This is a genomic window from Bradyrhizobium sp. Ec3.3, assembly GCF_000472925.1.
GTDB lineage: Bacteria > Pseudomonadota > Alphaproteobacteria > Rhizobiales > Xanthobacteraceae > Bradyrhizobium.
Genome location: NZ_AXAS01000006.1, coordinates 67952 through 87547 on the forward strand (window position 1 = coordinate 67952; position 19596 = coordinate 87547).

26 protein-coding genes are annotated in these 19596 nt (G+C 61.3%); 1 reads left to right on the forward strand and 25 read right to left on the reverse strand.

Annotated elements, in window-relative coordinates:
- Positions 1–3: 3 nt before the first annotated feature.
- From YUU_RS0106795 to YUU_RS0106905, 22 genes are all read right to left on the reverse strand, one after another.
- The gene (locus YUU_RS0106795) at positions 4–519 is read right to left on the reverse strand and encodes a hypothetical protein (protein WP_027521729.1); all 516 of its coding nucleotides are present in this window, start codon (positions 517–519) and stop codon (positions 4–6) included.
- Positions 516–986 (reverse strand): hypothetical protein, encoded by a 471-nt coding sequence (locus tag YUU_RS0106800; RefSeq protein ID WP_027521730.1) that lies wholly within the window; start codon positions 984–986, stop codon positions 516–518. The genes YUU_RS0106795 and YUU_RS0106800 overlap by 4 nt, the downstream gene beginning before the upstream one ends.
- Positions 986–1354 (reverse strand): hypothetical protein, encoded by a 369-nt coding sequence (locus YUU_RS50100; RefSeq protein WP_027521731.1) that lies wholly within the window; start codon positions 1352–1354, stop codon positions 986–988. The genes YUU_RS0106800 and YUU_RS50100 overlap by 1 nt, the downstream gene beginning before the upstream one ends.
- A gap of 82 nt (positions 1355–1436) precedes the next feature.
- Positions 1437–1628, reverse strand: a complete 192-nt coding sequence (locus YUU_RS0106810; protein ID WP_027521732.1) for a hypothetical protein — start codon at positions 1626–1628, stop codon at positions 1437–1439.
- A complete protein-coding gene (locus YUU_RS0106815; RefSeq protein ID WP_027521733.1) occupies positions 1625–1810 on the reverse strand; it encodes a hypothetical protein in 186 nt (61 codons plus the stop codon). Before YUU_RS0106815 ends, YUU_RS0106810 begins: the two co-directional genes overlap by 4 nt.
- Before the next feature lies 1 nt (position 1811).
- Complete coding sequence (locus YUU_RS50105) at positions 1812–2162, reverse strand: hypothetical protein (protein ID WP_051389627.1); 351 nt, start codon at positions 2160–2162, stop codon at positions 1812–1814.
- Positions 2159–3700 carry a helicase-related protein gene (locus YUU_RS0106825; RefSeq protein ID WP_027521734.1) on the reverse strand — a complete coding sequence of 514 codons (1542 nt, stop codon included), beginning with the start codon at positions 3698–3700 and terminating at the stop codon, positions 2159–2161. The genes YUU_RS50105 and YUU_RS0106825 overlap by 4 nt, the downstream gene beginning before the upstream one ends.
- Positions 3697–4482 carry a DUF4326 domain-containing protein gene (locus YUU_RS55760; protein WP_198031706.1) on the reverse strand — a complete coding sequence of 262 codons (786 nt, stop codon included), beginning with the start codon at positions 4480–4482 and terminating at the stop codon, positions 3697–3699. The genes YUU_RS0106825 and YUU_RS55760 overlap by 4 nt, the downstream gene beginning before the upstream one ends.
- On the reverse strand, positions 4440–4799 hold the full coding sequence (locus tag YUU_RS0106840) for a hypothetical protein (RefSeq protein ID WP_027521735.1): 360 nt from the start codon (positions 4797–4799) through the stop codon (positions 4440–4442). Before YUU_RS0106840 ends, YUU_RS55760 begins: the two co-directional genes overlap by 43 nt.
- A gap of 2 nt (positions 4800–4801) precedes the next feature.
- Positions 4802–7132, reverse strand: a complete 2331-nt coding sequence (locus YUU_RS50120; RefSeq protein WP_051389628.1) for a DNA polymerase — start codon at positions 7130–7132, stop codon at positions 4802–4804.
- A gap of 4 nt (positions 7133–7136) precedes the next feature.
- The gene (locus tag YUU_RS54935) at positions 7137–10175 is read right to left on the reverse strand and encodes a hypothetical protein (protein WP_084801332.1); all 3039 of its coding nucleotides are present in this window, start codon (positions 10173–10175) and stop codon (positions 7137–7139) included.
- A complete protein-coding gene (locus YUU_RS50135; RefSeq protein WP_051389630.1) occupies positions 10108–10749 on the reverse strand; it encodes an ssDNA-binding protein in 642 nt (213 codons plus the stop codon). Before YUU_RS50135 ends, YUU_RS54935 begins: the two co-directional genes overlap by 68 nt.
- Positions 10750–10858: 109 nt before the next feature.
- On the reverse strand, positions 10859–11086 hold the full coding sequence (locus YUU_RS0106860; protein WP_027521736.1) for a hypothetical protein: 228 nt from the start codon (positions 11084–11086) through the stop codon (positions 10859–10861).
- Positions 11086–11709, reverse strand: coding sequence for a class I SAM-dependent methyltransferase (locus tag YUU_RS54940; protein ID WP_051389631.1), 624 nt, complete (start codon positions 11707–11709; stop codon positions 11086–11088). Before YUU_RS54940 ends, YUU_RS0106860 begins: the two co-directional genes overlap by 1 nt.
- Positions 11706–12062 carry a dATP/dGTP pyrophosphohydrolase domain-containing protein gene (locus YUU_RS0106870; protein WP_027521737.1) on the reverse strand — a complete coding sequence of 119 codons (357 nt, stop codon included), beginning with the start codon at positions 12060–12062 and terminating at the stop codon, positions 11706–11708. The genes YUU_RS54940 and YUU_RS0106870 overlap by 4 nt, the downstream gene beginning before the upstream one ends.
- A complete protein-coding gene (locus YUU_RS0106875; RefSeq protein WP_027521738.1) occupies positions 12059–12313 on the reverse strand; it encodes a hypothetical protein in 255 nt (84 codons plus the stop codon). Before YUU_RS0106875 ends, YUU_RS0106870 begins: the two co-directional genes overlap by 4 nt.
- Positions 12310–13116 carry a bifunctional 2-polyprenyl-6-hydroxyphenol methylase/3-demethylubiquinol 3-O-methyltransferase UbiG gene (locus YUU_RS50145; RefSeq protein WP_051389632.1) on the reverse strand — a complete coding sequence of 269 codons (807 nt, stop codon included), beginning with the start codon at positions 13114–13116 and terminating at the stop codon, positions 12310–12312. The genes YUU_RS0106875 and YUU_RS50145 overlap by 4 nt, the downstream gene beginning before the upstream one ends.
- Before the next feature lie 35 nt (positions 13117–13151).
- Positions 13152–13931, reverse strand: a complete 780-nt coding sequence (locus tag YUU_RS58400) for a hypothetical protein (RefSeq protein WP_156944137.1) — start codon at positions 13929–13931, stop codon at positions 13152–13154.
- A 134-nt stretch (positions 13932–14065) separates the two neighbouring features.
- Positions 14066–14338, reverse strand: coding sequence for a hypothetical protein (locus tag YUU_RS60100; RefSeq protein WP_027521739.1), 273 nt, complete (start codon positions 14336–14338; stop codon positions 14066–14068).
- Positions 14307–14537: a hypothetical protein gene (locus tag YUU_RS0106895; RefSeq protein ID WP_156944138.1), complete on the reverse strand. Its 231-nt coding sequence runs from the start codon at positions 14535–14537 to the stop codon at positions 14307–14309. The genes YUU_RS60100 and YUU_RS0106895 overlap by 32 nt, the downstream gene beginning before the upstream one ends.
- A gap of 5 nt (positions 14538–14542) precedes the next feature.
- A complete protein-coding gene (locus YUU_RS0106900) occupies positions 14543–15940 on the reverse strand; it encodes a DUF2800 domain-containing protein (protein WP_156944139.1) in 1398 nt (465 codons plus the stop codon).
- Between the two features lie 35 nt (positions 15941–15975).
- Positions 15976–16449, reverse strand: coding sequence for a hypothetical protein (locus YUU_RS0106905; RefSeq protein WP_027521742.1), 474 nt, complete (start codon positions 16447–16449; stop codon positions 15976–15978).
- Positions 16450–17011: 562 nt separating this feature from the next.
- On the opposite strand from YUU_RS0106905, the gene YUU_RS0106910 reads away from it, so the two are divergent.
- Complete coding sequence (locus YUU_RS0106910; protein ID WP_156944140.1) at positions 17012–17461, forward strand: hypothetical protein; 450 nt, start codon at positions 17012–17014, stop codon at positions 17459–17461.
- Here the strand turns inward: YUU_RS0106910 and YUU_RS0106915 are convergent.
- The 3 genes from YUU_RS0106915 to YUU_RS0106930 form a co-directional block, all read right to left on the reverse strand.
- Positions 17458–17712, reverse strand: coding sequence for a hypothetical protein (locus tag YUU_RS0106915; protein WP_027521744.1), 255 nt, complete (start codon positions 17710–17712; stop codon positions 17458–17460). The two genes, YUU_RS0106910 and YUU_RS0106915, sit on opposite strands and share 4 nt — an antisense overlap.
- A 98-nt stretch (positions 17713–17810) precedes the next feature.
- Positions 17811–18863, reverse strand: coding sequence for a dATP/dGTP diphosphohydrolase domain-containing protein (locus YUU_RS54945; RefSeq protein ID WP_051389634.1), 1053 nt, complete (start codon positions 18861–18863; stop codon positions 17811–17813).
- Complete coding sequence (locus YUU_RS0106930; RefSeq protein ID WP_027521745.1) at positions 18856–19431, reverse strand: hypothetical protein; 576 nt, start codon at positions 19429–19431, stop codon at positions 18856–18858. The genes YUU_RS54945 and YUU_RS0106930 overlap by 8 nt, the downstream gene beginning before the upstream one ends.
- Positions 19432–19596: the final 165 nt, after the last annotated feature.

The following is a 19596-nucleotide window of genomic DNA, read 5'->3' on the forward strand; positions in this document are numbered from 1 at the left end:
TTGTCAGTCCTTTTCGATTGGGGCATTGGGCTTGCGCCCTTTGCGGTGGGGTCGCTTCTGCGGGAGTTGATAGACCTGGTATCCGTCCAGACCGTCGCGGGCGCGGAGGGCAGCGACGCGGAGAGCGCCCAATGTCGTCTTGCATCCCGGGTACTTCTCGCGCACCCGCTCCAAGCATTCGTTGTAGGGAAGGCCGACGGAAAGCAGCGTCTTGCGGTCGCGCTTGAGGCTCGCGGCTTCGCGGAGCGAGACTACCTTGCCGGTGTCACGCTCCACGTAGTGGGTGATCACCATCAACGCTTCCACGATCGCGGAACGAATGGGCGTCCCACGCGGGCGGCGCTGCAAGGGCGCTTTGGATTCTTCGGCCGGAGCCGGAGCGGCGCCGGGGCGCACAGTGCGGAGGAGCGAAACGAGTTCGAAGAGCTTGACGCGGGAATCCTTCCACTCAGTCAGCGGCGGCACGTTGCGGATGCTGGCGAGGCGGTTGTAAGCTTCGATAAGCTCCGCGACGTTCATCTGTGAGAGGGGTTTCGGCGGCATGTCGTGATGGCTTTCAAAATATCTTTGCGTGAAAAGGGGCTTCTAAAAATGCCTGTGAAGACGCACTCCACCGCTAGAGCGGACTCCAGTATTCCGGCCTTCAGGCTCTCGCCTATGTCGCCCGGTGCGAGGTACAGGGTACGGTCCGCGCCCTCACCGACTTGGAGGAAGAAGAACGCGTTGGCTCCAAGCCCCCAACGCTTCTTCAGGTACGCCATTTGGGCTTCGCGGCCCTTGAGGGCGAACCGGACAGGCGTTGTGGGCCGGGCAGGGCGCTTGGTCGATTTCAATTCGAGTTGGAAGGCGCCGTGGGGTGCGAAGTAGCCGTCCACGTCGGGGAATCCGGCGCCTAGCATGTTCTCCACGCGCTCCATGTGCACGTGGTCAGGAAGCTCTAGGCGGGCCTTGGAGAGCCAATTCCATAAGGACGATTCACGGGCCATCACGCCTCTCCGAAGACTGCGGCCACGTCGCACTTGGGCGGAAGGCGCGGGGTGATGATGTTGTTGGTGAGCGTGTAGCCGATGCCGTGCTCACGGTGGATGAAGTACCAATAGGAGAACACGGCGGACCGGGTGAGACTCAAGGCCTGCACGGCTTCTCCGATGCGGACGCCTTCGGGGTGCTGTAGGAACCACCGGAGGACCGCAGCCCGCTTCTTGGAGCGGCACGGCTTCAAGAGCTTGTCCGCTGCGGGCTTGCCGCCGTCGCGTCGATAATCGCGGTTTGTGGCGTCGTCCGGCTCTTGCAATACCTGGACGCTAAAACGCGCCCCAGTGAGCCGGACGGCCGCCCTAAATGGCTTGGTCATGAAAATGTCCGTCTGCGATATGCAAAACGGGTACGACGTTTTTAAAAACAGGTCAAGCGGAATCAGAAATAGAATCTTAGCTCTATTTCCGCCTTTTAGCCTCGCGATCGGAGGGCACCTTCGCGCCTTCGGCCCGGAGCCGATTCCGGTACCAATTGACCGTGGGCAACGACATGGTGGTGTAGGGATGCGCCTTCTTAGCCGCCGCGAGCGCTTCGGCGTTCGTCTTGCCGCGCTTCAGCGCAGCAATCACGATTTCCGCGACGGACTTCATCGATCCGTCAGCCTGCGAAGCTTGTACGCGGTTGCTGCCTTAGACTGCGACTTGCGCAGCGTTTCGACAATGACGCACTGGATCGCAGCCCGCCGCTGGACAGGATTGCTCCAGTTAAGCGCCTCAATCTCACGTGCCGCTTCAAGAGCGATCCTATCGTATTCTGCCCCTTCGATGCCCATGTTAGGCCGCCACGTTGCTGTTGACGCTGAAGCGCTCATAGGACGCGGAGAGGCGATCCCACTTCAACAGATTCACAGTGCCGCCCGTGCGCTTGCCCGCGATCATAACGGCGGCAGCGATGGCCACCGGATCGCCGACGGCGAGCAAGGAATCGGCTTCGGTGTAGTCGGAGAGAACGCGCGCAATCTGGCGTGTGGCTTGGTCCATGCGGTCCTTGAAGATGTTGCCCGGCCCCAGCAAATAGACCAACCGGCCGTGCGCAGCGGCGGGCGTCAAGTCGTACTTCGGCACGAACTTCTTGGAGTTGCGATCGAAGACGGCGGGTTGCTGCACAACAAAAACGCGGCTCATAATTCAATGCTCTTTAAAAAATCGCGCAATCCCGTTCCTGCGATTGCTTCTGCAATGTCGATACGTTCTAAAATCTTCGAGCGAATGTACTTGTCAGGCCCGGGCGCCTCGAAGTCCTGCACTTCGATGTTGTGGCCGCCGATCTTCGTTGCCCGTTCCTCCGCTTGCGCCCGCAGCCGGGCTTTGAACGTGTGCGAATAGTTGATGATCTTGTGGGCCACGGACATATCAAGCCCGCGTCCACCGGATTGAATGTGCCCGATGATGGCCTTAACCCCCTTTTCCTTGCGAAATGCTGTGAGGTTTAGTGGCTTCACATCATCGGGCACGCGGCCATGATAGCCAACGACCTTGTGGCCGTCCTGTAACAATTGCGCCTCAACCAAATCGATGTCCTTCTGATACTGACACCAAATGATCACCTTGCCGGGGCACAGGTAGACTTCGCGCGAGAGCGCTTCCAAGCGCGGATTGCGGCCGGGGATGATGTGCGTCTGCTTCTGCTCATCGATCACGAAGCCGGAACAAATCTGTTGCAGTTTGGTCAAGCGTTGCATGCGCTCGCCTAGCGACACTTCCTCATCGCCGATGCGCACCATGTAGGACTTGTGCACTTCGTCGTAGACGGCGCGTTGCTCTTCCGACAGTTCGATGGGGAGCACGGTAGGCACAAGCGCGGGCATGCCCTTAACGTCGTCGCGCGTGACGACGGAGGAGTAAGCGGCGATCTTCTCGCGTAGCTCTTCTTGATTCCGGAAGCACTTCAGCTTGGGGTACTGGCGCCCGCTGCGCGTGCGCTCAAGCTCGTATTCGGCGTACCGCGAATCGAAGTCGCTAAACTTGGTGTAGCCAAGAGCGCCTTCCTTCAGCAACTCGAATTGGGACCACGCCGCGAGCGGTGACCCGGTTAGTAGAGTGCCGGTCAGGTCCCGCTTGTACAGGGCCCGACGCGAGAGGGCGCGGGCCATCTTCGTCCGGATGGAGCCGGGCGAGCCGAAGTCGTCGGATTCGTCGTAGACCACCAAGCACCAACGCCACTTCAGGAAGCGCTGCACGGCCCGGCGCACGTCGTCGCGGGTCATGCTCTCCGTGTTCACAGACATCCAAAACAGCTTCTTGCTTCGGCGGATGGTCTTGAGCTTGTCCCACCACATTTCTTGATCAAATGCCCACGCTTCCGCGGCGGCCTTGCTCAGTCTGTTGCCGCCCTTGGCCCCAGCAACGCGCGAGCGCCACACGATGGTTTCGCACTCCACGCCCGGCCAACAATGCTTCGGTAGCTCGCGCTCCAACCAATTCGCGTGCACGCCGTTGGGCGCGAACACCAACACGCCGTCAATCTTGCCCATGTCGCCGCCGTTGACGAAGAGTTGGCACGCGGTGTCAATCGTCATCTTGGTCTTACCAGTTCTCATGGTCCAGAGGAGCGCTCTAGCTTCTTTGCCCACGTGCCGTTCGAACTCTTCGATTTGGTGTTGATACGGCGGCTCGCGGAAAGGCGCCGCGATGAAGTCCGCCGCGTAGGGGTAGTCGATCACGGGCGCACCCCATCGATGTGCGGGCGGGCAAAATCCCACCAAACGTAATCAATCGGGGTGCCCACGGCGTTGGCATGCGCAACGCAATTGCCGGTCCCGCCGGGTGAGCCGTCCCATAAAGCGCAAACGCGATCAGCCATGTTGACCATCCACACGTTGCGCCGTTGCATCTTCGCCGGGGCGTAGGCGCCGGAGCTAATCACGCGCACTTCGGCCGCCCGCTTCAGGAGCCAATGGTAGTGGGTGCGCGAATCATCAAGCCACATGCGATCCTGCCCATCGAACGGCACGGCTGCGGTGAAGGGGATTCCAAGGTCATACGACGCTTCCGCGAAGGCTTGATCCCAGCCTAGAGCCATGCCGGAGATGGTGCGCGTTGCGAGCGATAGGCCAAGGTAGTTGCGCGCGATCGTGAAGAGCCTCCTCTGCACGTCTTCGCCGTAGCCACCTAGCTTGTTCGGGCGGTGCCCCGTGGCCGCGATCACAAAGGGCGTTTCATTGGCCTTGCGCAGAATCCAATCACAGTGGCAGGGTTTCGGCTCACAGAAGCAAACAAGGTGCTTGCCCCGCAGCGGCCGCACGTCCAGCTTGGGCAGGACTTCGACGCGGAAGCGATCGATGACTTGGGCACGCGTGCCGTGCTCCCCGATGCGGAATGGATTGCCCCACTTCGAGCCACGGCCGCAGTAAATTGCGCCTTCCGGAGCGGTGTTCGCGCGCATATTGTGGACTCGAGGCTTCATGTGCGCGCCGTCCTTCGATTCATGGAGGATGTGGCCCACGACAGATTCCACCGCTCATTGCAGAGCGAATCCCCGTTGCCGTGGTCGCCGATGGTGTGAAGCTCGGTGGGCGGGATGATTCCCATGCGCTCCGACAAGATGGCCTTGTGAAGCCACACGTGCACCTGCTTCCGGCCGGGCAAGCGTGTGTTGCGCCGCGCGTAGAACTTGCGCCCGTGCTTGTCCTTCACGAAGTGCCAGCGCCACTGCAACGCCCATTGGTAATCTTCCGGGTTCACCGTGCAGAAGAGTTCGGCGCGGTCGTCCAGCCAAATGCGGCATGGCTCTACCGCGATTTGTGCGAAGGTCCCGTGCATGGCTACTTCCGGAACCGCGTGTAGAGTTCGCCTTCCGCAGTGATCGGGCAGCCGTCGTATTCGGGCGGAAGATCGGCCATCACGGCTTCAAAGGCCTTCACGTCGCCCATGCCGTCGTCGCACTCGGAAAGAATTTGGTCGTGAATCGAAATCAACAAATCGTAGATGTGGCCGTAGCCCTCCCGCAGCGCGATCTTGGCGTATGCCATGATGTCCCGCGCGATTGCCTGCGTGATGTTTTCCGTGAGCTTCCCGCCGTAGGTCGCTTGCCGCACCCACTTGTTGGTCTTCTGATCGCGACCCATGAAGCGGATTTGCGGCCGGACTTCGCCCCACGAAGTCTTCGTCGGCTTCAGTTCCGGATCGCAGTAATTGAGCGTGCGGCCCGACGGCAGAAGGCACTTAAGGAAGCGGCCTTCAACGAACCACGTCACGACGCCGCATTTGACGCGGCGGCCCGGGTGCTGAATCGCCTCAACGGCCGCAGCCTCTTGCGCCTTCCACATCTCCGGCACTTCGGAGTAGCGGGAGCGGTAGGTGTCCACGGTGTACTTGCATAGCGCCAATTCGTGGAGCACGGCTTCGGGGTCTTCGCGTTCGTCGCGAAGCGCCCGGCGATTCCTTGCGGCTTCCCGTTCGGCGAGCTTGTGCTTGCGCGCGTCGTCGAAGTCGTCCGGCTTCGGGAAGAGCTTCTTGCGCACAATGCCTTCGTACTTCTCAAGGCGCTTCTTGCCCATCATCGCGAGCACTTCGGCCCGGGTGAGCACGATGTTGTAGGTGCGCAGCGTGATCAGGAATTTGAGGTAGCCCATCCCATAGCCAAGACCCAACACCGCGACCTTTCCGAAGTCGCGTTGCGTGGCGCCCATGGAGTTGATGACGCGCGCAATCTGCGCATCGGGGAAGCGCTTCTTGGCGTCTTCGTCCTTACAAATTTCGTATCCGTAGATACCGGACGCCATGTCGCAGTAGATGTCTTTGCCTTCGCGGAAGACATTCAATGCGGTGTTGGCGCCCGACTCCCACAGCACGCACCGCGCTTCAATGGCGGCATAGTCGGCGGAGACAAGGTTGCGGCCCTTCGGGGCGATGATCGCGCCGCGCAAACAAGACGCGATCAGATTCATGATGTCGCCGTGAACGGCTTCGCACCACTCAAGGTCCCCGGACTTGATGTCTTCCACGGCGAGGTCAAGCGCGGTCTTCTTTGGCAGGTGCTTGGCGAAACGGCCCTTGGGGAGGTTCTGGACTTGGATTCCCTTGCCTGCGTAACGGCCGGTTCGCTCCGCGCCGCAGAACGTCATAAGATCGCGGGCGCGGTCGTCATCGTCCACGCACTCCAACATGCGCTTGAACTTGTTGGTGGAGGTGCGGTTCACTTCTTTAATGATGGTGAGCACGCGGCGGGCGCGCGGACTCAAATCCTTCCGCCGGTCCAGCCACCATTCCAGCGTCTTCGCGGTAGTATCGGCAAGCTCAAGCTGTTCATGCTGCGCAAGCCACTTCTTCAACGCCTCGCGCTGCGATCCGGCCTTGATGCCGGTGATGCCCTCTAGCTCCCCGTTGATCTTGCGCTTGGCTTTGTCGGCCATCCGGAGCGCGGAGCGCGCAAGGTCCGTATCAATGAGAACGCCGCGCCGATTCATTTCCTGCGTGATGCGCCAAAGCTTCTGTTCGTCCGGGATAAGGTCCGGGAGCGCATCGGATACGGCCATTTCCGCGCGCACGTCCTGTTTGCAGTACTCCCACCCCGTGGTGATGCCTTCGATGTCTTCGGCGAACTCCACGTAGTCTTCGCCCAACGCGTCGCGCTCCTTGGCGGAGAGCCGGACGGGCTTGCAGTACTTCTTTACGAAGTTCTCGCCGCGCGGGTCCTTCTTCTGGGAAAGCCCTAGCGCTTCGATCGCGCCTTCCAACGATCGCGGGAGCGCGAGCGCGGCGCACTTCGCGGCGGAGCACATCCATTGGTCGTCCGGCACCTCCGGCCAACCGTATTGCGGCCCCATCACGTTTTGCCAGAAGTTCTGTTCAAAGCCTGCGTTGTGGGCTTCAACCAATCCGCCTTCGGCGATCCACTGAAACAGGTCTTCCGGCGGCGGTGACTCTTCGATGCCAAGCCGCGGGTACGCGCGATGCCACAGCTTGATCTCGTCACTGCCGGGCACATGGTAGGCCAAGCAATGCGGACGCGTCGTCGAGTGGCGCGAGTAGAGCCACGACCCGACTCGCTTCAGGTCCGCAGCGGACAAGCCTTCAAAATCGATTGTGGCGCGCGGCCGAACAATCGTCGGGGTGATCTTCCGGAGGATGACGCGGGGGCTAACGTGGAGCATCGCACTAGCTCCAGGTGAACTTCACGCGTCCGTTCGATCCGGCGCCACCAATCACACTGGCAGTCACCGTTTGGGCCACGCCGCCCGCGCCAACAACCCACGAAATCAAGGAGCCGATGGCCGGAGAGCCCGCCGCTCCGTACGTATAGACATCCTTGTTGTAGCCACCGCTACCGCCGCCGGCGCCTGCCGACGTAGACGCATTCGCGCCGGAGCCGCCGCCACCCGGTGTGCTACCGGCGACGCCGTTACCGGTACTGCTAGGCGCCGCGACATTGCCGCCGCCGTTCGGCGCGCCCGCGCCGTGTCCGTCGGCTGCGTTGCCCCCGGTGTTGCCTGCCGTGTTCGTGGTATTCGCGCCTGCCGCCGTGCCTCCGGCACCACCGCCGCTACCTAGGCTTCCGCCCTTGCCGCCGCCCGCGCTTACACCATTGGTGCTGGTCGCACCACCATCGCCGCCAGTTAGAACGGAAACACCGACGCTGACGCCCGCGCCGCCGCCGCCCCAACGCTCAACGGTAAGCGTGTTGTAAGCGGGAACGGTGAGGGCGCCGGAGCCGGAATCGTAAGTCTGTGTGCCCGGAGTGACCGAAGGCGCGGCGCCCGTGGATTCGGAGTAATACTCAATCAACGCACCCGGCGCGAGATTCTGCGTGAAAGTGCTAAGACTGTTGATTGCGAGCCCGATTTTATCGGCAGTGAACTTGGAAGCGGCGGTCCATGAGCCAATAGTTTGCCAAGTAGACGCTTCGTCCGCAGAGACATCAGCGGTGTACGTCGTGCCATCAAACTTGAAACGGAACCACTCCGGCCGCTGGCCAATTGGCGTGATCTGTTGATTGTAGATGGTCTCGTTATACTGCGTGAAGTTGTTCCACCTCATAAGAACAAGATTCGGCGTGTTGTTATTCAGGTTGACGCCGAAGAGGATGAAGGCTCCGGTGCTCGAATTGTGGAGGGCTAAGCCGACGCGGTGAAACGCGCTGTTAGCCGCCGTAACGTTCTTCACCTTCATCGTGACCGTCCACGGCGTGGACGCAGGCACGTTCTTGCCGAGGAACATTCCACGTTCGGCGCTGGCCACGCCTGTGTCGGTACGCTTCACTGCAAGGCCCACACTGGAACCGTACGCCATCGTGAAGTTCACGCCGTCCGCAGCGGCTTGATAGTTGAAATCGGTAGGACTCGGCGGGCTGACGCCGCTAGAGCCTGACGGTCCTTTGATATTGCCGACGACGGACCATGCGCCAGACGCGCGCTGATACACGTCGCCGTTGGATGTGTTCAAATACAAGTCGCCGTCGGCCTGCCCGGTGATCGTGCCCGGCGCACCCGCGCCTTCGTACCAAAGAGAGCCGCGCGTACCGTTGGTGCCATTGGTGCCATTGGTGCCATTCGTACCGTTGGCTCCGGCCGATCCTTTGATATTGCCGACAACGGACCATGCGCCAGACGCGCGCTGATACACGTCGCCGTTGGACGTGTTCAAATATAAGTCGCCGTCGGCTTGGCCCGTGATGGTGCCCGGCGCGCCGGCGCCCTCATACCAAAGAGAGCCGCGTGCACCGTTGGTGCCATTCGTGCCATTCGTGCCGTTGGCTCCGGCCGGTCCTTTGATGTTGCCGACAACGGACCATGCGCCCGATGCGCGCTGATATACGTCGCCGTTGGACGTGTTCAAATATAAGTCGCCGTCGGCTTGGCCCGTGATGGTGCCCGGCGCGCCCGCGCCCTCATACCAAAGAGAGCCGCGCGCACCGTTGGTGCCGTTGGTGCCGGGCTCGCCCTGAACGCCTTGCTCGCCCTGTGGACCCTGCGCGCCGTCCGCTCCGGGCGGTCCTTGAATGCCCTGTGGACCTTGCGCCCCATCCGCACCGTCGGCGCCCGCGGGCCCGGTGTCGCCCGTATCACCCTTCGGGCCTTGTGCACCGTCGGCGCCAGCGGGTCCTACGTCGCCCGTGTCACCCTTCGGGCCTTGTGCACCGTCGGCGCCAGCGGGTCCTACGTCGCCCGTGTCACCCTTCGGGCCTTGCGCACCGTCAGCGCCAGCGGGTCCCACGTCGCCCGTGTCACCCTTCGGACCCTGTGCACCGTCGGCGCCTGCCGGGCCCTGGTTGCCAGCGTCGCCCTTCGGCCCCTTGATGTTGCCGACAAGGCCCCACGCGCCGAAGTCCAGCACGTACACATCGCCGTTGCCCGAATCCAAATACAGGTCGTTGTCTAGCTGCCCCGCGATCGTGCCCGGCGCTCCGTGGCCCTCATACCAAAGCGAGCCGCGCGCACCGCTTCCACCGCCCTCGCTTCCACCTTCTCCGGGATCACCCTTCGGGCCTTGGGGACCTTGCGGCCCGCGCGGGCCGCTGAAGCCGGGCCTGCCGCGAATGTTCAAAAGCGGAGTGCCCCAACTTCCGCCGCGCTTCTGAAAAACGTCGGCGGACTTGGTGTTAATCCAAAGGTCTCCGTCCTTGCCGTCAGCCTTCTTTGGATCGCGATCACCGGAAAGAATCATAGAGCCGGACGCGCCGTCGGCGCCGCTCGCGCCTTTCGCACCGTCCTTGCCGGGAAGCCCGCGTGCGCCGTGTTCGCCGCGCTCGCCCTTCGGACCTTGGGGACCTTGCAGGCCACGCTTGCCGTTCGCACCGTCTTCGCCGGGAACGCCGCGCGGACCTTGCTCGCCGCGCTCACCCTTCGGCCCTCGCGGACCGTCGCGGCCGGTCTTGCCTTGCGGTCCGGCCGGGCCTTGCGGGCCGCGCTCGCCGTCCTGTCCGGGCTCACCTTGCAGGCCACGCGGACCGCGTTCACCCACGTGGCGCTTCTTCTCTTCGCGCTCGCGCTTCGCCCGGATCGCTTTCGCTTCGGCCGGTGTTGCAGGTCGGGTGTACGAGAATCGTGTTGCCATCGTTGGGGACGCGCTTGAAAAGGGGGTGGGCATGAAAAATCCGCGCGGGCCGTGAAAACCCGCGCGGAAGTGGCGCTCACTCGAAATCGTCTTCGTCGCCGCCGTTGTCGAAGTCGCTGTCGTCTTGGTCCAGCCAAGCGGCATCAATCTCTTCGTCGAAGTCGTCCGCCGCGGAGATGCGGTTATCAAGGCGCGGGCCGTCCTTGATCTTCTGGACGTTGAAGAGCCCGAGGGCGACGCCCTTGCCCTTCGAGCCCTTCTTCAGGCCGTAGGAATAGACGTTGACCGACGCGCGGCAGAAGGCGCCGGGGTAGATCAGATCCGCGTTGCCGTGCTCCGGCCCGATGTCTTCCTTGTTCTTGGTGATGACACCGGGGCGCGAATGCGTCGTGAGGTTTGCAAAGCGCGTGCCCTTGCCGTAGCCTTCCATGCCCGCCTTCGCCGCACCGTCGCGCACACCGCGCTTCACGTTGTCGGGAAGCTCCTTCCACGGCGACTTGAAGTCGCGAAGCGAAACGGCGTTGAGTTCGGCCATGATGGCCCGCCAAAGCTCCTTCTCGCGATCGGTGAAGTTCGCCGGAGTCCAGATTGCCGACAGGCCGAACTTGGCCTTTGCGTCCGGGTCGTCTTCATTCTTGCGAGCGACGAACAGATTGGGGAAGGAGAGCCGGAAGACCGGGGTGAAAAACTTGACGGTCTTTTTGTCACTATCAGCCATATCGGAATATCCTCAATATCAATTTGGTTTTGCAAACTGCATAAGCAGAAACGGCACCTTCTTTTTAAAAAGGCGCCGCTTCAAGTAACGAATGAGGATGTGCAGATAGTCAGAGCCAACCGAAGCGGCGCCGATACTCCGAAATCAAGAAGTAGAGTTGGCAGAATTCGTCCATCACGTCCTTTACGTTGTTGTAATGGACGCTGCCCATCGTTGGCCGGGCGCCGAAACGTTGATGCTTCATTGCCGCCTTCGTAACTTCAGAGCACTCTTCGGCAATGCAGCCCAAGAGCCGTTCGTCTGACAACGCCCGGATTTCCGAGACAGAGAGCGCCATTAGCCGAAGTCCATTTGTTCGTACTGCTTCGGCGCCCACTTCGTCACGGTGTCGTACCCGCCGCGCTCACGCGTCTCGCGATCGGGCCAGCAATACCAAGCGTGGTTGAAGTACTGCGACTTAATCGGCTTGCCCTTCGGCCCTTCGAAGAAATAGATTCGATAGGGCAGGACAATGATAAGCTCGGGCGGCGTCACCATGTGGAGAGCATCGCAGCGCTTGGAGCCCCAAAGGAAACCGGACTGCAACAACATCGCCACTTTGCCGTCGGCAAGCTCAAGGGCGCGTTGGGTGAAGAAGTCCGCCAAGCCGTCGCGGTACGGCGGGTTGGTGATGATGTCGCCTTTCCACGGCTTCGTGCGCTTGGTGAAGTCGTGTCCGGTTTTGATGTCGTAGCCATCAACCCGGACACCCGGGAAAGCTTCCTTGAGTGCTTGCATCAAACGGCCACTCCCACAAGCGGGCTCCAAGATGCGACCCGACGGTGTGAAGTAGAGCGCGAGTTGCGCGCCTTCTTCGGGCGGCGTCTCGTAATCGTCCAGCTTGCGGCGCGTGCCCTGCTCCGGCGGCTTCTCCGCGCGAGCGGTGGACATGAGCTTCCAACGGTTGCGGGTCCCAGTCATGGATACGCACTCCGCTCCAACACTTCCGCGGTGCGGTCGTGCTCAATGGCCTTGCCGGGCTCAACGGATCGCCAATCGGGCCACTTGCGGTTCTCATTCTTGGTTTGCTTCGCCTCTAATGCAGCGGCGATAGCCTCCGGCGAATAGCCCTGTGACAGCGCGCCTTCGAACGAGAGAATCGCCAAATCGATCCACTCTTCCAAGTCGGCGGGGTTGGCCTCGATTTCGCGGACCTCCTTCTTGATGTGGTCAATGGCACCTTCGGTACGCAGGGGGCGCGAGTACGGGCCGAACGTCCGCTCGCTGAAATCCCGCTGCCGGTGCAAATGGTGGTGAAGAATCAACTCCGTCACTTTTCAGTCCTCTCAATGCCGTACGTGCTTGCAATTTTCGCCGGGGAAATGGTCTTGCCGCGCGCCTTGAAATTCGCGCCCACACTGTTGGTGAGCGCGTGGCCGATGCGGCGTCGGAGGCTCGCCGCGGCATCTAGCGGCTTGTCTCCGTCTTCCAACTCCGCGTTCATCGAAACGAAGAAGTCGGTTGCTTGGTAATCGCCTAGGTTCACGCGAACCGATTGCGACACCGTGATTTCGCGAATCTTCACCGGCCCGGCTCCGTCGGGTCCACGTCACAGATGCAAGTGACGTGTTGGCAAGCGCGGGCCTCTTTGCACGCGCCCAAGAGCAGCGGCTCACGCTCCGCCACGCGTGCGGTCAACTCCGACTGAGCCTTCAAATAGGCAGGCGAGTTAACAGCCGGGGCCTTAGCCGCAGCCCGCATGTCCTGAAGGACCGCGTGGTGGGTGTCGCTCAACGTCCATTCGGGGTGGTAGCGCTCATCAGCCGCGCGGCGCTTGAACACGAACGACATCACGTCTTCGCGCCCTAGGCGGCTCTCCTTGTCGTTCTCTTCTACGCAATCAAAGCCCAACGTGTCGAAGACGGCCTTAAGCCCATATGATGTGAAGTACCAACAATGTTCGTCGGGCCGGAAATGCTTCGAGGTGAGCGCGTGCGAAGCGTCGCGGAAGATGGGGATGGAGACGAACACGAAGTGCTTGACGCGGTTGACCAACGTCTCGAAGTCCGGGATGTGCTCCAACACGTCCCAACATGTGATCGCGTCCACGCTCTCGCATTCGTACGGGTTCAGATAGACCCCGTACTTTTTCAGCCACGCGATGCCGGCCGGATTCACGTCATAGCCGTAGGTGGGAAGCAGACTAAATCCCATGCGCCGCCGGATGAAGGTGCCCGCGCCGATTCCGATGTCCACCACCGCGCCCTTAGTATAGCGCCGAACAAGATCGCAACGCGCCCAATTGAGCGCGCGTCCCATCGCCGTGTCGGCCATCGCTTCGTAGCGCTCGAAATACTTTGCGTCGTACGGTGCAACGCCTGCGTTCACGGGGTAGTAGCCGACTCCGTGCGTAGGCCACCAAGTCAGGAAGCGGGAGGCGTGGTGCCGGAAGAGGGCCGGAAGCGTCGGCGGTTGCGGAACATTTCCCACTGCGACATCAGGTCGGGAATCTCTTTGTTGCAATTGTGAGTCATGGCTGTACATCGGCAATACTCCGTGGGGTGGGCAAAATAGATTTGGGACAAATCCATGCGCGGGTCGGTGATAAGCTCCGGGGCGTTGTGGCCACCGTGCCCGCCTAAAATGATGAATGCTGAGCGACCAAGCGCGAGCGCCGCGGGCACAATCCACCCCACGCCGCCCACGATCACATCCGCCGACGCAATGAGCGCGAGAAGCGGACGGATGCTCAGTTCGCCGTGTAAGAACGCGTAGTGGTGGGGCGGCAATTCGCCCACTAGCCACTCCACTCCGGGTTCAGTGTCGGCCACCAAGACGACGTGGTGGGTGTGCATCAAGCTCGCCGCAATCGCGGAGACGTACTCGGGCTTGGGATTGCGGGCGGAGTTGAACCACTCCCGGCGCACCGTCACCGGACGAATGACCGCGACGGGCTTGCCGCTTGTAATACCAACCGGAGAGCGGCCCCAATTGGGGAGATCAAACACGAAGTCCGCGCCCCGCAGCGGCAAGATGGTTTCGATAGCGCGTGGGACGGAGATACGCTTCGCGAACGTCTCGCCGTTGTAGGCGATGCGCACTTGGTGCGCAGAGGTGGGCGGCTTCGTCCACCGCTCCGGCTGTTGCAGAGCAACGTTCTTGGCCTGCGTGCGAAGGCGGGTCCAGGGCTGGACGAACTGCACGGGCAAGTCTTCGAACAGTTCGGGCCACGGTGTCGCCATATAGACGGGACCGCGAGCGCTCGCCGCACGGATGAACGGGCGCGAGTAGATGTTATCGCCTAACCCGTGCTGGCATGTGACGACAAGCGGAGACACTAGTGCGCCCTCCGCGTCGCAAGGAAGGTGCCGACGAAGGCGCCTACACATCCCGGGATAATCAATGACGGGTGTTCGGTGTATCCGATGATGCCCAACGCGCCGACGGCATAGATGGCTGCGGCGTACCCGCTGGCGGCCCAAGCCCGCCTTGCGACGGTGGCTTGGCTGTACTTGGACCACGCGAAATCTAGTGTGGTCATCAGCACGAACATTGCGAGCCAAAGAAGCCACATCGGGCTATTCCCCGTCATCTTCAGCGCGCCACGCATCAACCTCTTCGAGGGTCATCGGGCGCAAACCCTCAACGGGCGCGTCCGCAATTGACGCGTCCGTGGCTGCCGCGAGCTTGGGCAGGTTGATCTTCGCAAAGTCGTTCGATGAAACAACGAACGTCGCGGCCAACACCAAGTCGGCGTCTTCGGACGTGTTCATTGACCTGATGGTGATGACGTAGAATCGCTCTTGCATGGTGCTCACCCGAAATCCATTTCATCGTCTTCGAAGTCGAAATCGTCGAAGTCATCGGCCGCACTGCGTTTCACGGCCGGGCGCGGATCATCCGTCGGAGCGATGGTGAGCGCGCCTTCGGGCTTGTGCAGGAATTTGGAGTCGAACTCCTTGCGCCGCTTCGCTGTCACAAGCTTTTCAATCTGCGGGCCGCTCTTCAGCGAAGGCTTGTCGTACAGCTTCGACTTGTCGGCGACGAACTTGCCCTTGACGATGCCGGACACAATCTCCGCTTCGGACATGCCGGGCTTGAACGTGCGGTTGGTCTTCGACTTGACAAGCTTTTGGCCTTCGATGTCGAAGCCCGCTTCCATCTCGCGTTGGGCGTAGGCCGCGGCGGCCTTGAACCAACTGGCGAACATCGGCGCCCATTTGAGAAGGTGGCTAATCTCGCGACGACGGCGCGAGTCGAAGACAAGCTCCCGCGGTTCGTCGCTGAAATCGATCTTGGCTTGTGCCTGATGGAGCAAGCGCTTCGCGGGGCAAATCGGCTCCGCTTCGCAGAACGTGCAGTGGTCACCCGGCTTCAAATACTTGGCGGCCCAATCGTCGTAGGCCTGCTCTTGATCGGGCTCCTCTAACTTCTCGACTTCGGCGAAGGCTGCGTCCGCTTCGCCGCAGCGCTCCACGGAGGTGCGGTACATCGCTTGCCACGCCAAGAGTTCTTCACGCGTGTATTCGATGGAGCGCGGCGCCCGTAGCTCCGGGTCACTGGCGTTCGGTTGGATGACCGTGACCATGTAGCGTTCGTGGGAGAAGTCGTCTTCAAGCGCCTTGCCGAGAAGGTACGCGACAAGCTGATCGCTCTTCGTCTCGACAAGAATCCAGCCGTTCTTGAAGTCGGCCACTTCGAGCACTTCAGGCCACGCATCAATGGTCACGTCGGCCGTGCCGGACGTGTCGTCGCGATCGGGAAGGGGGTTGGTTCGCGTTTCCAGTTGGAGCGCGCTTTCCGGAATGCCAAGCTCCTTGCAGCGCCCACGCACGTAGTCGGTAGCGACGGTGGCGCCTTCGATCATCTCGGCATTGACGACATAGAAGATGCGGCCGGGGCCGGGCGTCTTGGCGTTGGGCTTCAACATCGTGAAGCCCTCTTCCTCGCCCACAAGCTCCACGATGCGGTCCAGGAAGTCGGAAGGCTCCTTGCCCTCCTTCAAGCACTTCTCAATGATGCCGTGCACGCATGTGCCGATGCGCGCGGCTTCGCCGGCGATGTTGACTTGGTGAGGGGGCAGGGTGCCGACAAGCGCAAGGTTGCCGCTGCAATTGATCGTACGTTTAGCTTTAGAGGGGGATCGCTTCGTGTGGGACGACATTGCAGCGGCAGCCTTGCGTTTGCGGGAAGGTGCGGCGGGTGCGGGCACGCGACCCGCCGCGAGTTAGCGCCTTGGAGTCGCGCTTACTTCTTCTTGACATTCTTGGCCTTCGCGATTGCTGCGGTTGCGGCCTTGATGACGGCGGCGAAGTTCTTCTCTTCGAGCGCCGACAGGCCCTTGGCCTTGCCCGCCGTTTCGAGAAGCTTCATCGCTTCGGCCTTGGACGACACGGCGGCGTAGTCGCGGAGCGCGGCCTGCACGTCGTTCTTGGTGACGGTGGGCTCTTCCTCGCCGTCGGCGTCGAAGTCGTCGTCGCCTTCGCTTTCGCCCTCTTCGGCGTCTGCGTCGGCGTCGCCGTCGGTGTCTTCGAAATCTTCATCGCCGGATTCGTCGGCGGAGGCGTTCTTGCCCTTGGTAGTGGTGGTGGCGTTCTTGCCGCCCTTGCCCGCGTTCTTCACCGCGGCTTCAGCAACGCCTTTGAGGCGGGCTTCGACTTCCGACACGATCGCATTGCGATCTTCGTCGGAGAGCTTCAGTTCAATTGCAATCTTCGTCACTTGGAAAAGCTCCTAAATGGATGGGTACGTTCAGTGCCGTGGAGTCGTACCCATCCGTTTTTAGGATTCCAAGTAACGAATTCAGAAACGCAGTCAGCCCTTTTTCGGAAGAGCGTTGTGATAGCTCAGCGGAGCCTTGCTCACAAAAGCGCCACGGACGCGCACAGAGAAGCGGCGGGCTTCGAGCCGCTGCTCTTTCGTCCGAAATGGCTTGTCGTTAACGATGCTCCGAGTGTCTTGGACTTGGGCTGTGGTGCGCGGATCGAAGTTGCGCGGACGGTTGGTAGTATGCACGATTGTTAACCCCTTGAAGTAGAAAGCACTATTCACCAATTAACGCTTTGCCGCTGGACCAATTCGAAAAACAGCGGTACATTCTGAGAACTGCAACACTGAAAAGAGGAATGCAAGGAACGATTTGGAAAACGTGGGGTTGCTGGGACAAAGCGGCACACCCTATGGATTAAATTCCTTGTGAGTTACGGCTGGACCAGCTTTTCCGCACAAGATTTTTGAATTCCAATAGTTTACGGAGATCATGACAGTGAAAAGGATCATTACGATGGATGAGGCGCAAAAAGCCGCAGCGGCTTGGGCGGCCATCTATGAGCGCATTGCCAAAAAGAAGAGCCTTAAGGGTTTGGAGAAGGAGCTAGCAACCGCGATGAAGTTCGTGGAGGCGCGCGGCCCTTCCTCGGCAATTGAGATTTTCGAAGTATCGCAGATGTTCAAGGGGCAAGGCTTCTCGCCTCCACCGACGGCGGTTGCGCCAAAGCGCTACGCCCCGGCCGAATGGGCGATCCACAAGAACAAGGCGGGCAAGAAGGTCCGGTGGACTGCCACGTGGGAGAACTTCAAGCTCCGCGTGGATCACACCACGGACGCTGCCGGGCTAGTGGTCTTCACCGGCTTTATCGATGACGACCAAGTGGCCGCCGAAAAGCATCTGAAGGCTGCGCAGACAGAAGTCTATTCGGCGGCACTGGACCGTGCGCGAGCACGCGACGCCTAGAGTGGGTCGTCGCCTTCTAGCAGCTCCGGCTTGCGCTTCGGCTTCATAATGATTCCCGACGCTTCCAAGGCTTCGAGAGTGTCAATTGCTTTGGCCATTTGCGCCGCTTGCGTGCGGAACGCCGCGGCCTCTTGCAGCTGCTCTAGCCGTCGCTCAGAGTGGTAGCCAACCTGCGCATCGGCGTCGACCGCTTGAGTCTCAAGGCTTGTCTTAAGTTCACGAAGTACGTTGATAGTTTGCACGGCGCTCATTTGTCTTCATCCTCCTGTGGGCCTGAGTAGAGCACGCCCGATAGAGCAGCGACGGCCACGAGGGCGAACACGACGTAACCGATAATGAAAAGCATGGCCTATTCTCCGTTTTCGAGAATGCGGCCGGGACCACGCTTGCCGTCCGCGAGGTAGCGCGCCACGGGCTCCGGAAACTTCTTGGCCAGGTCCAGCATCATGGCGCTGATGCTCTGTAGCCATCTCTTCGGCGACGGCGGCGGCCGGTCATCAATCCAGTTGCCCCGAATCATGGAATCTCGGAGCACCGTAAGCGACGCAATGGCCTTCGTGACGTGGGAGAGCTTCGCCCCCGATTCGGCGTCGATGTCTTCGCCCTCCCAAAACTGAAAGACGTGACGGATTGTCGCGTCCACATAGACCGACGCGCGCACGCCGCGGGCCCGGTAGTTGTGGGCGCCGTATTTGAATCCGCCTTCGGCCATCCCGATTGCCGTTTCCATGAGCACGGGAAACGACACGTAGGTTAGCGACGCCTTCAGGATGCCGAACGCGTCCTTGGGGTTAGTCGGCTCGGTCTTCGTGGTCGCGTCGTGCTCCGGTGCCGCTGCGGGCTCCGCGAACGTCTGCGACGCGCCGCCGTGGATGCGCGCCCTGACTTGCGGCCACGGTTTGAGTCGGACTTCGCCAGTAGCGCGGCCCTCGGCGTCGGTGACGGCAACATGGCCGGACGGGATCGTGAAGGTGTGGCGGGTGGTTAGCGCATCGTGCTCCGGCACGCCCTTGACGAAGCCGCCGCTCGCGTAGTCTCCCGGCGGGTGCTCCGGCATTACGCGGGTGTGCGAACGCGCTGCGATTTGCTCCGGTGTCTCGCCGGGCCGGGGAGTGTTGGTGGGGACAACACGGCCCTTTTTCTTTCCGCGAAGCTCGCTGCACTGCCCCGGCTCGCAATCGCAGGCCTCGCCGGTGTGCGCACATGTGGCCAACGCGTCGCGCTCACGGGATGCCTGATCGTGGGCGTGATAGCGCTCCGCCTGTTCGTCGCCGGAGTCGCGCTGAAGCTCAAACGGAGCATCGGACGGAGCCGGGCGGAGCGGGTATCCCGCCGCGAGTTCTTCGCGGTCGCGATCGGCGAGCGGGTGAGGGAAATCGTAGCGCTTGGGAGCCTTAGACATTCTTGCCCCCTGCATAGCCGCCGTAGATGCCGACGATGAGCCGCAGCGCGTCGTCAAGCGTAGAGAGGATGGGCCAAGACGGTTGGATGGCTGTGAAGGGGTGGCTCTTCACCAACGGGTCGTCGGTGACGACGACACAGGGCTTTTGCAGCGCGTAGGCCCAAGACAATTCGCCGATGGTGCCGATGGAGCGCTGCGGGGCCTTCTTCGAGATTCGCTTCAGCGTCGCGATGTGGTCCCGGTTCACGTCCGAAGTCCACTTCTCCATGTCGGCGATGAGCGCTTCAAGCTCCGCGTGTTCGGGCGGCGCTGGGAAATAGGCCAACGTCATGTCGCAGCGGCGAAGGTCCAAAAAGTTCTTCGCGAGAATCGACTTTGGATCGCCGAAGCACGGATCGGCGTAGGCTACGTCGTAGCGCTCACCGACGATTGGCTCACAGCGCAGCGGAGAGATTCCGGTGATGCAGTGTTGCGCAAGCTTGGCCGCAAAGTCGGCGCGCCAGTTCTTCGCCTCGCCTTCGGTGCATCCGTAGATGGGACCGGCGAGGTAGATAAAGGGACGGGACATAAAATCACCTAAGCAAAGGGTGGGGTTTGCAATGCGCTTAGGTAGTCAAATCGTTCGCGTGGATTCTAGTAACGAATGGAATCGCTGTTGCGTCGTACGATGCGACGGCGCTTCGCGTCGCGTACACGAATGCAACTCTTACAGGTTACGCGCCCGCTGCTCTCC

What these genes read in the sequence shown, in the direction of transcription:
- YUU_RS0106895 (WP_156944138.1), bottom strand. Translation starts at nt 14,537, where the DNA reads ATGCAAGAGCGATTCTACGTCATCACCATCAGGTCAATGAACACGTCC.
- YUU_RS0106930 (WP_027521745.1), bottom strand. Translation starts at nt 19,431, where the DNA reads ATGTCCCGTCCCTTTATCTACCTCGCCGGTCCCATCTACGGATGCACC.
- YUU_RS50100 (WP_027521731.1), bottom strand. Translation starts at nt 1,354, where the DNA reads ATGACCAAGCCATTTAGGGCGGCCGTCCGGCTCACTGGGGCGCGTTTT.
- YUU_RS50135 (WP_051389630.1), bottom strand. Translation starts at nt 10,749, where the DNA reads ATGGCTGATAGTGACAAAAAGACCGTCAAGTTTTTCACCCCGGTCTTC.
- YUU_RS50105 (WP_051389627.1), bottom strand. Translation starts at nt 2,162, where the DNA reads ATGAGCCGCGTTTTTGTTGTGCAGCAACCCGCCGTCTTCGATCGCAAC.
- YUU_RS50120 (WP_051389628.1), bottom strand. Translation starts at nt 7,132, where the DNA reads ATGCTCCACGTTAGCCCCCGCGTCATCCTCCGGAAGATCACCCCGACG.
- YUU_RS54935 (WP_084801332.1), bottom strand. Translation starts at nt 10,175, where the DNA reads ATGCCGCTTGGCTGGACCAAGACGACAGCGACTTCGACAACGGCGGCG.
- YUU_RS0106795 (WP_027521729.1), bottom strand. Translation starts at nt 519, where the DNA reads ATGAACGTCGCGGAGCTTATCGAAGCTTACAACCGCCTCGCCAGCATC.
- YUU_RS0106910 (WP_156944140.1), top strand. Translation starts at nt 17,012, where the DNA reads ATGGATGAGGCGCAAAAAGCCGCAGCGGCTTGGGCGGCCATCTATGAG.
- YUU_RS0106860 (WP_027521736.1), bottom strand. Translation starts at nt 11,086, where the DNA reads ATGGCGCTCTCTGTCTCGGAAATCCGGGCGTTGTCAGACGAACGGCTC.
- YUU_RS0106810 (WP_027521732.1), bottom strand. Translation starts at nt 1,628, where the DNA reads ATGAAGTCCGTCGCGGAAATCGTGATTGCTGCGCTGAAGCGCGGCAAG.
- YUU_RS0106800 (WP_027521730.1), bottom strand. Translation starts at nt 986, where the DNA reads ATGGCCCGTGAATCGTCCTTATGGAATTGGCTCTCCAAGGCCCGCCTA.
- YUU_RS54940 (WP_051389631.1), bottom strand. Translation starts at nt 11,709, where the DNA reads ATGACTGGGACCCGCAACCGTTGGAAGCTCATGTCCACCGCTCGCGCG.
- YUU_RS0106915 (WP_027521744.1), bottom strand. Translation starts at nt 17,712, where the DNA reads ATGAGCGCCGTGCAAACTATCAACGTACTTCGTGAACTTAAGACAAGC.
- YUU_RS54945 (WP_051389634.1), bottom strand. Translation starts at nt 18,863, where the DNA reads ATGTCTAAGGCTCCCAAGCGCTACGATTTCCCTCACCCGCTCGCCGAT.
- YUU_RS60100 (WP_027521739.1), bottom strand. Translation starts at nt 14,338, where the DNA reads ATGCGTGGCGCGCTGAAGATGACGGGGAATAGCCCGATGTGGCTTCTT.
- YUU_RS0106840 (WP_027521735.1), bottom strand. Translation starts at nt 4,799, where the DNA reads ATGCACGGGACCTTCGCACAAATCGCGGTAGAGCCATGCCGCATTTGG.
- YUU_RS0106815 (WP_027521733.1), bottom strand. Translation starts at nt 1,810, where the DNA reads ATGGGCATCGAAGGGGCAGAATACGATAGGATCGCTCTTGAAGCGGCA.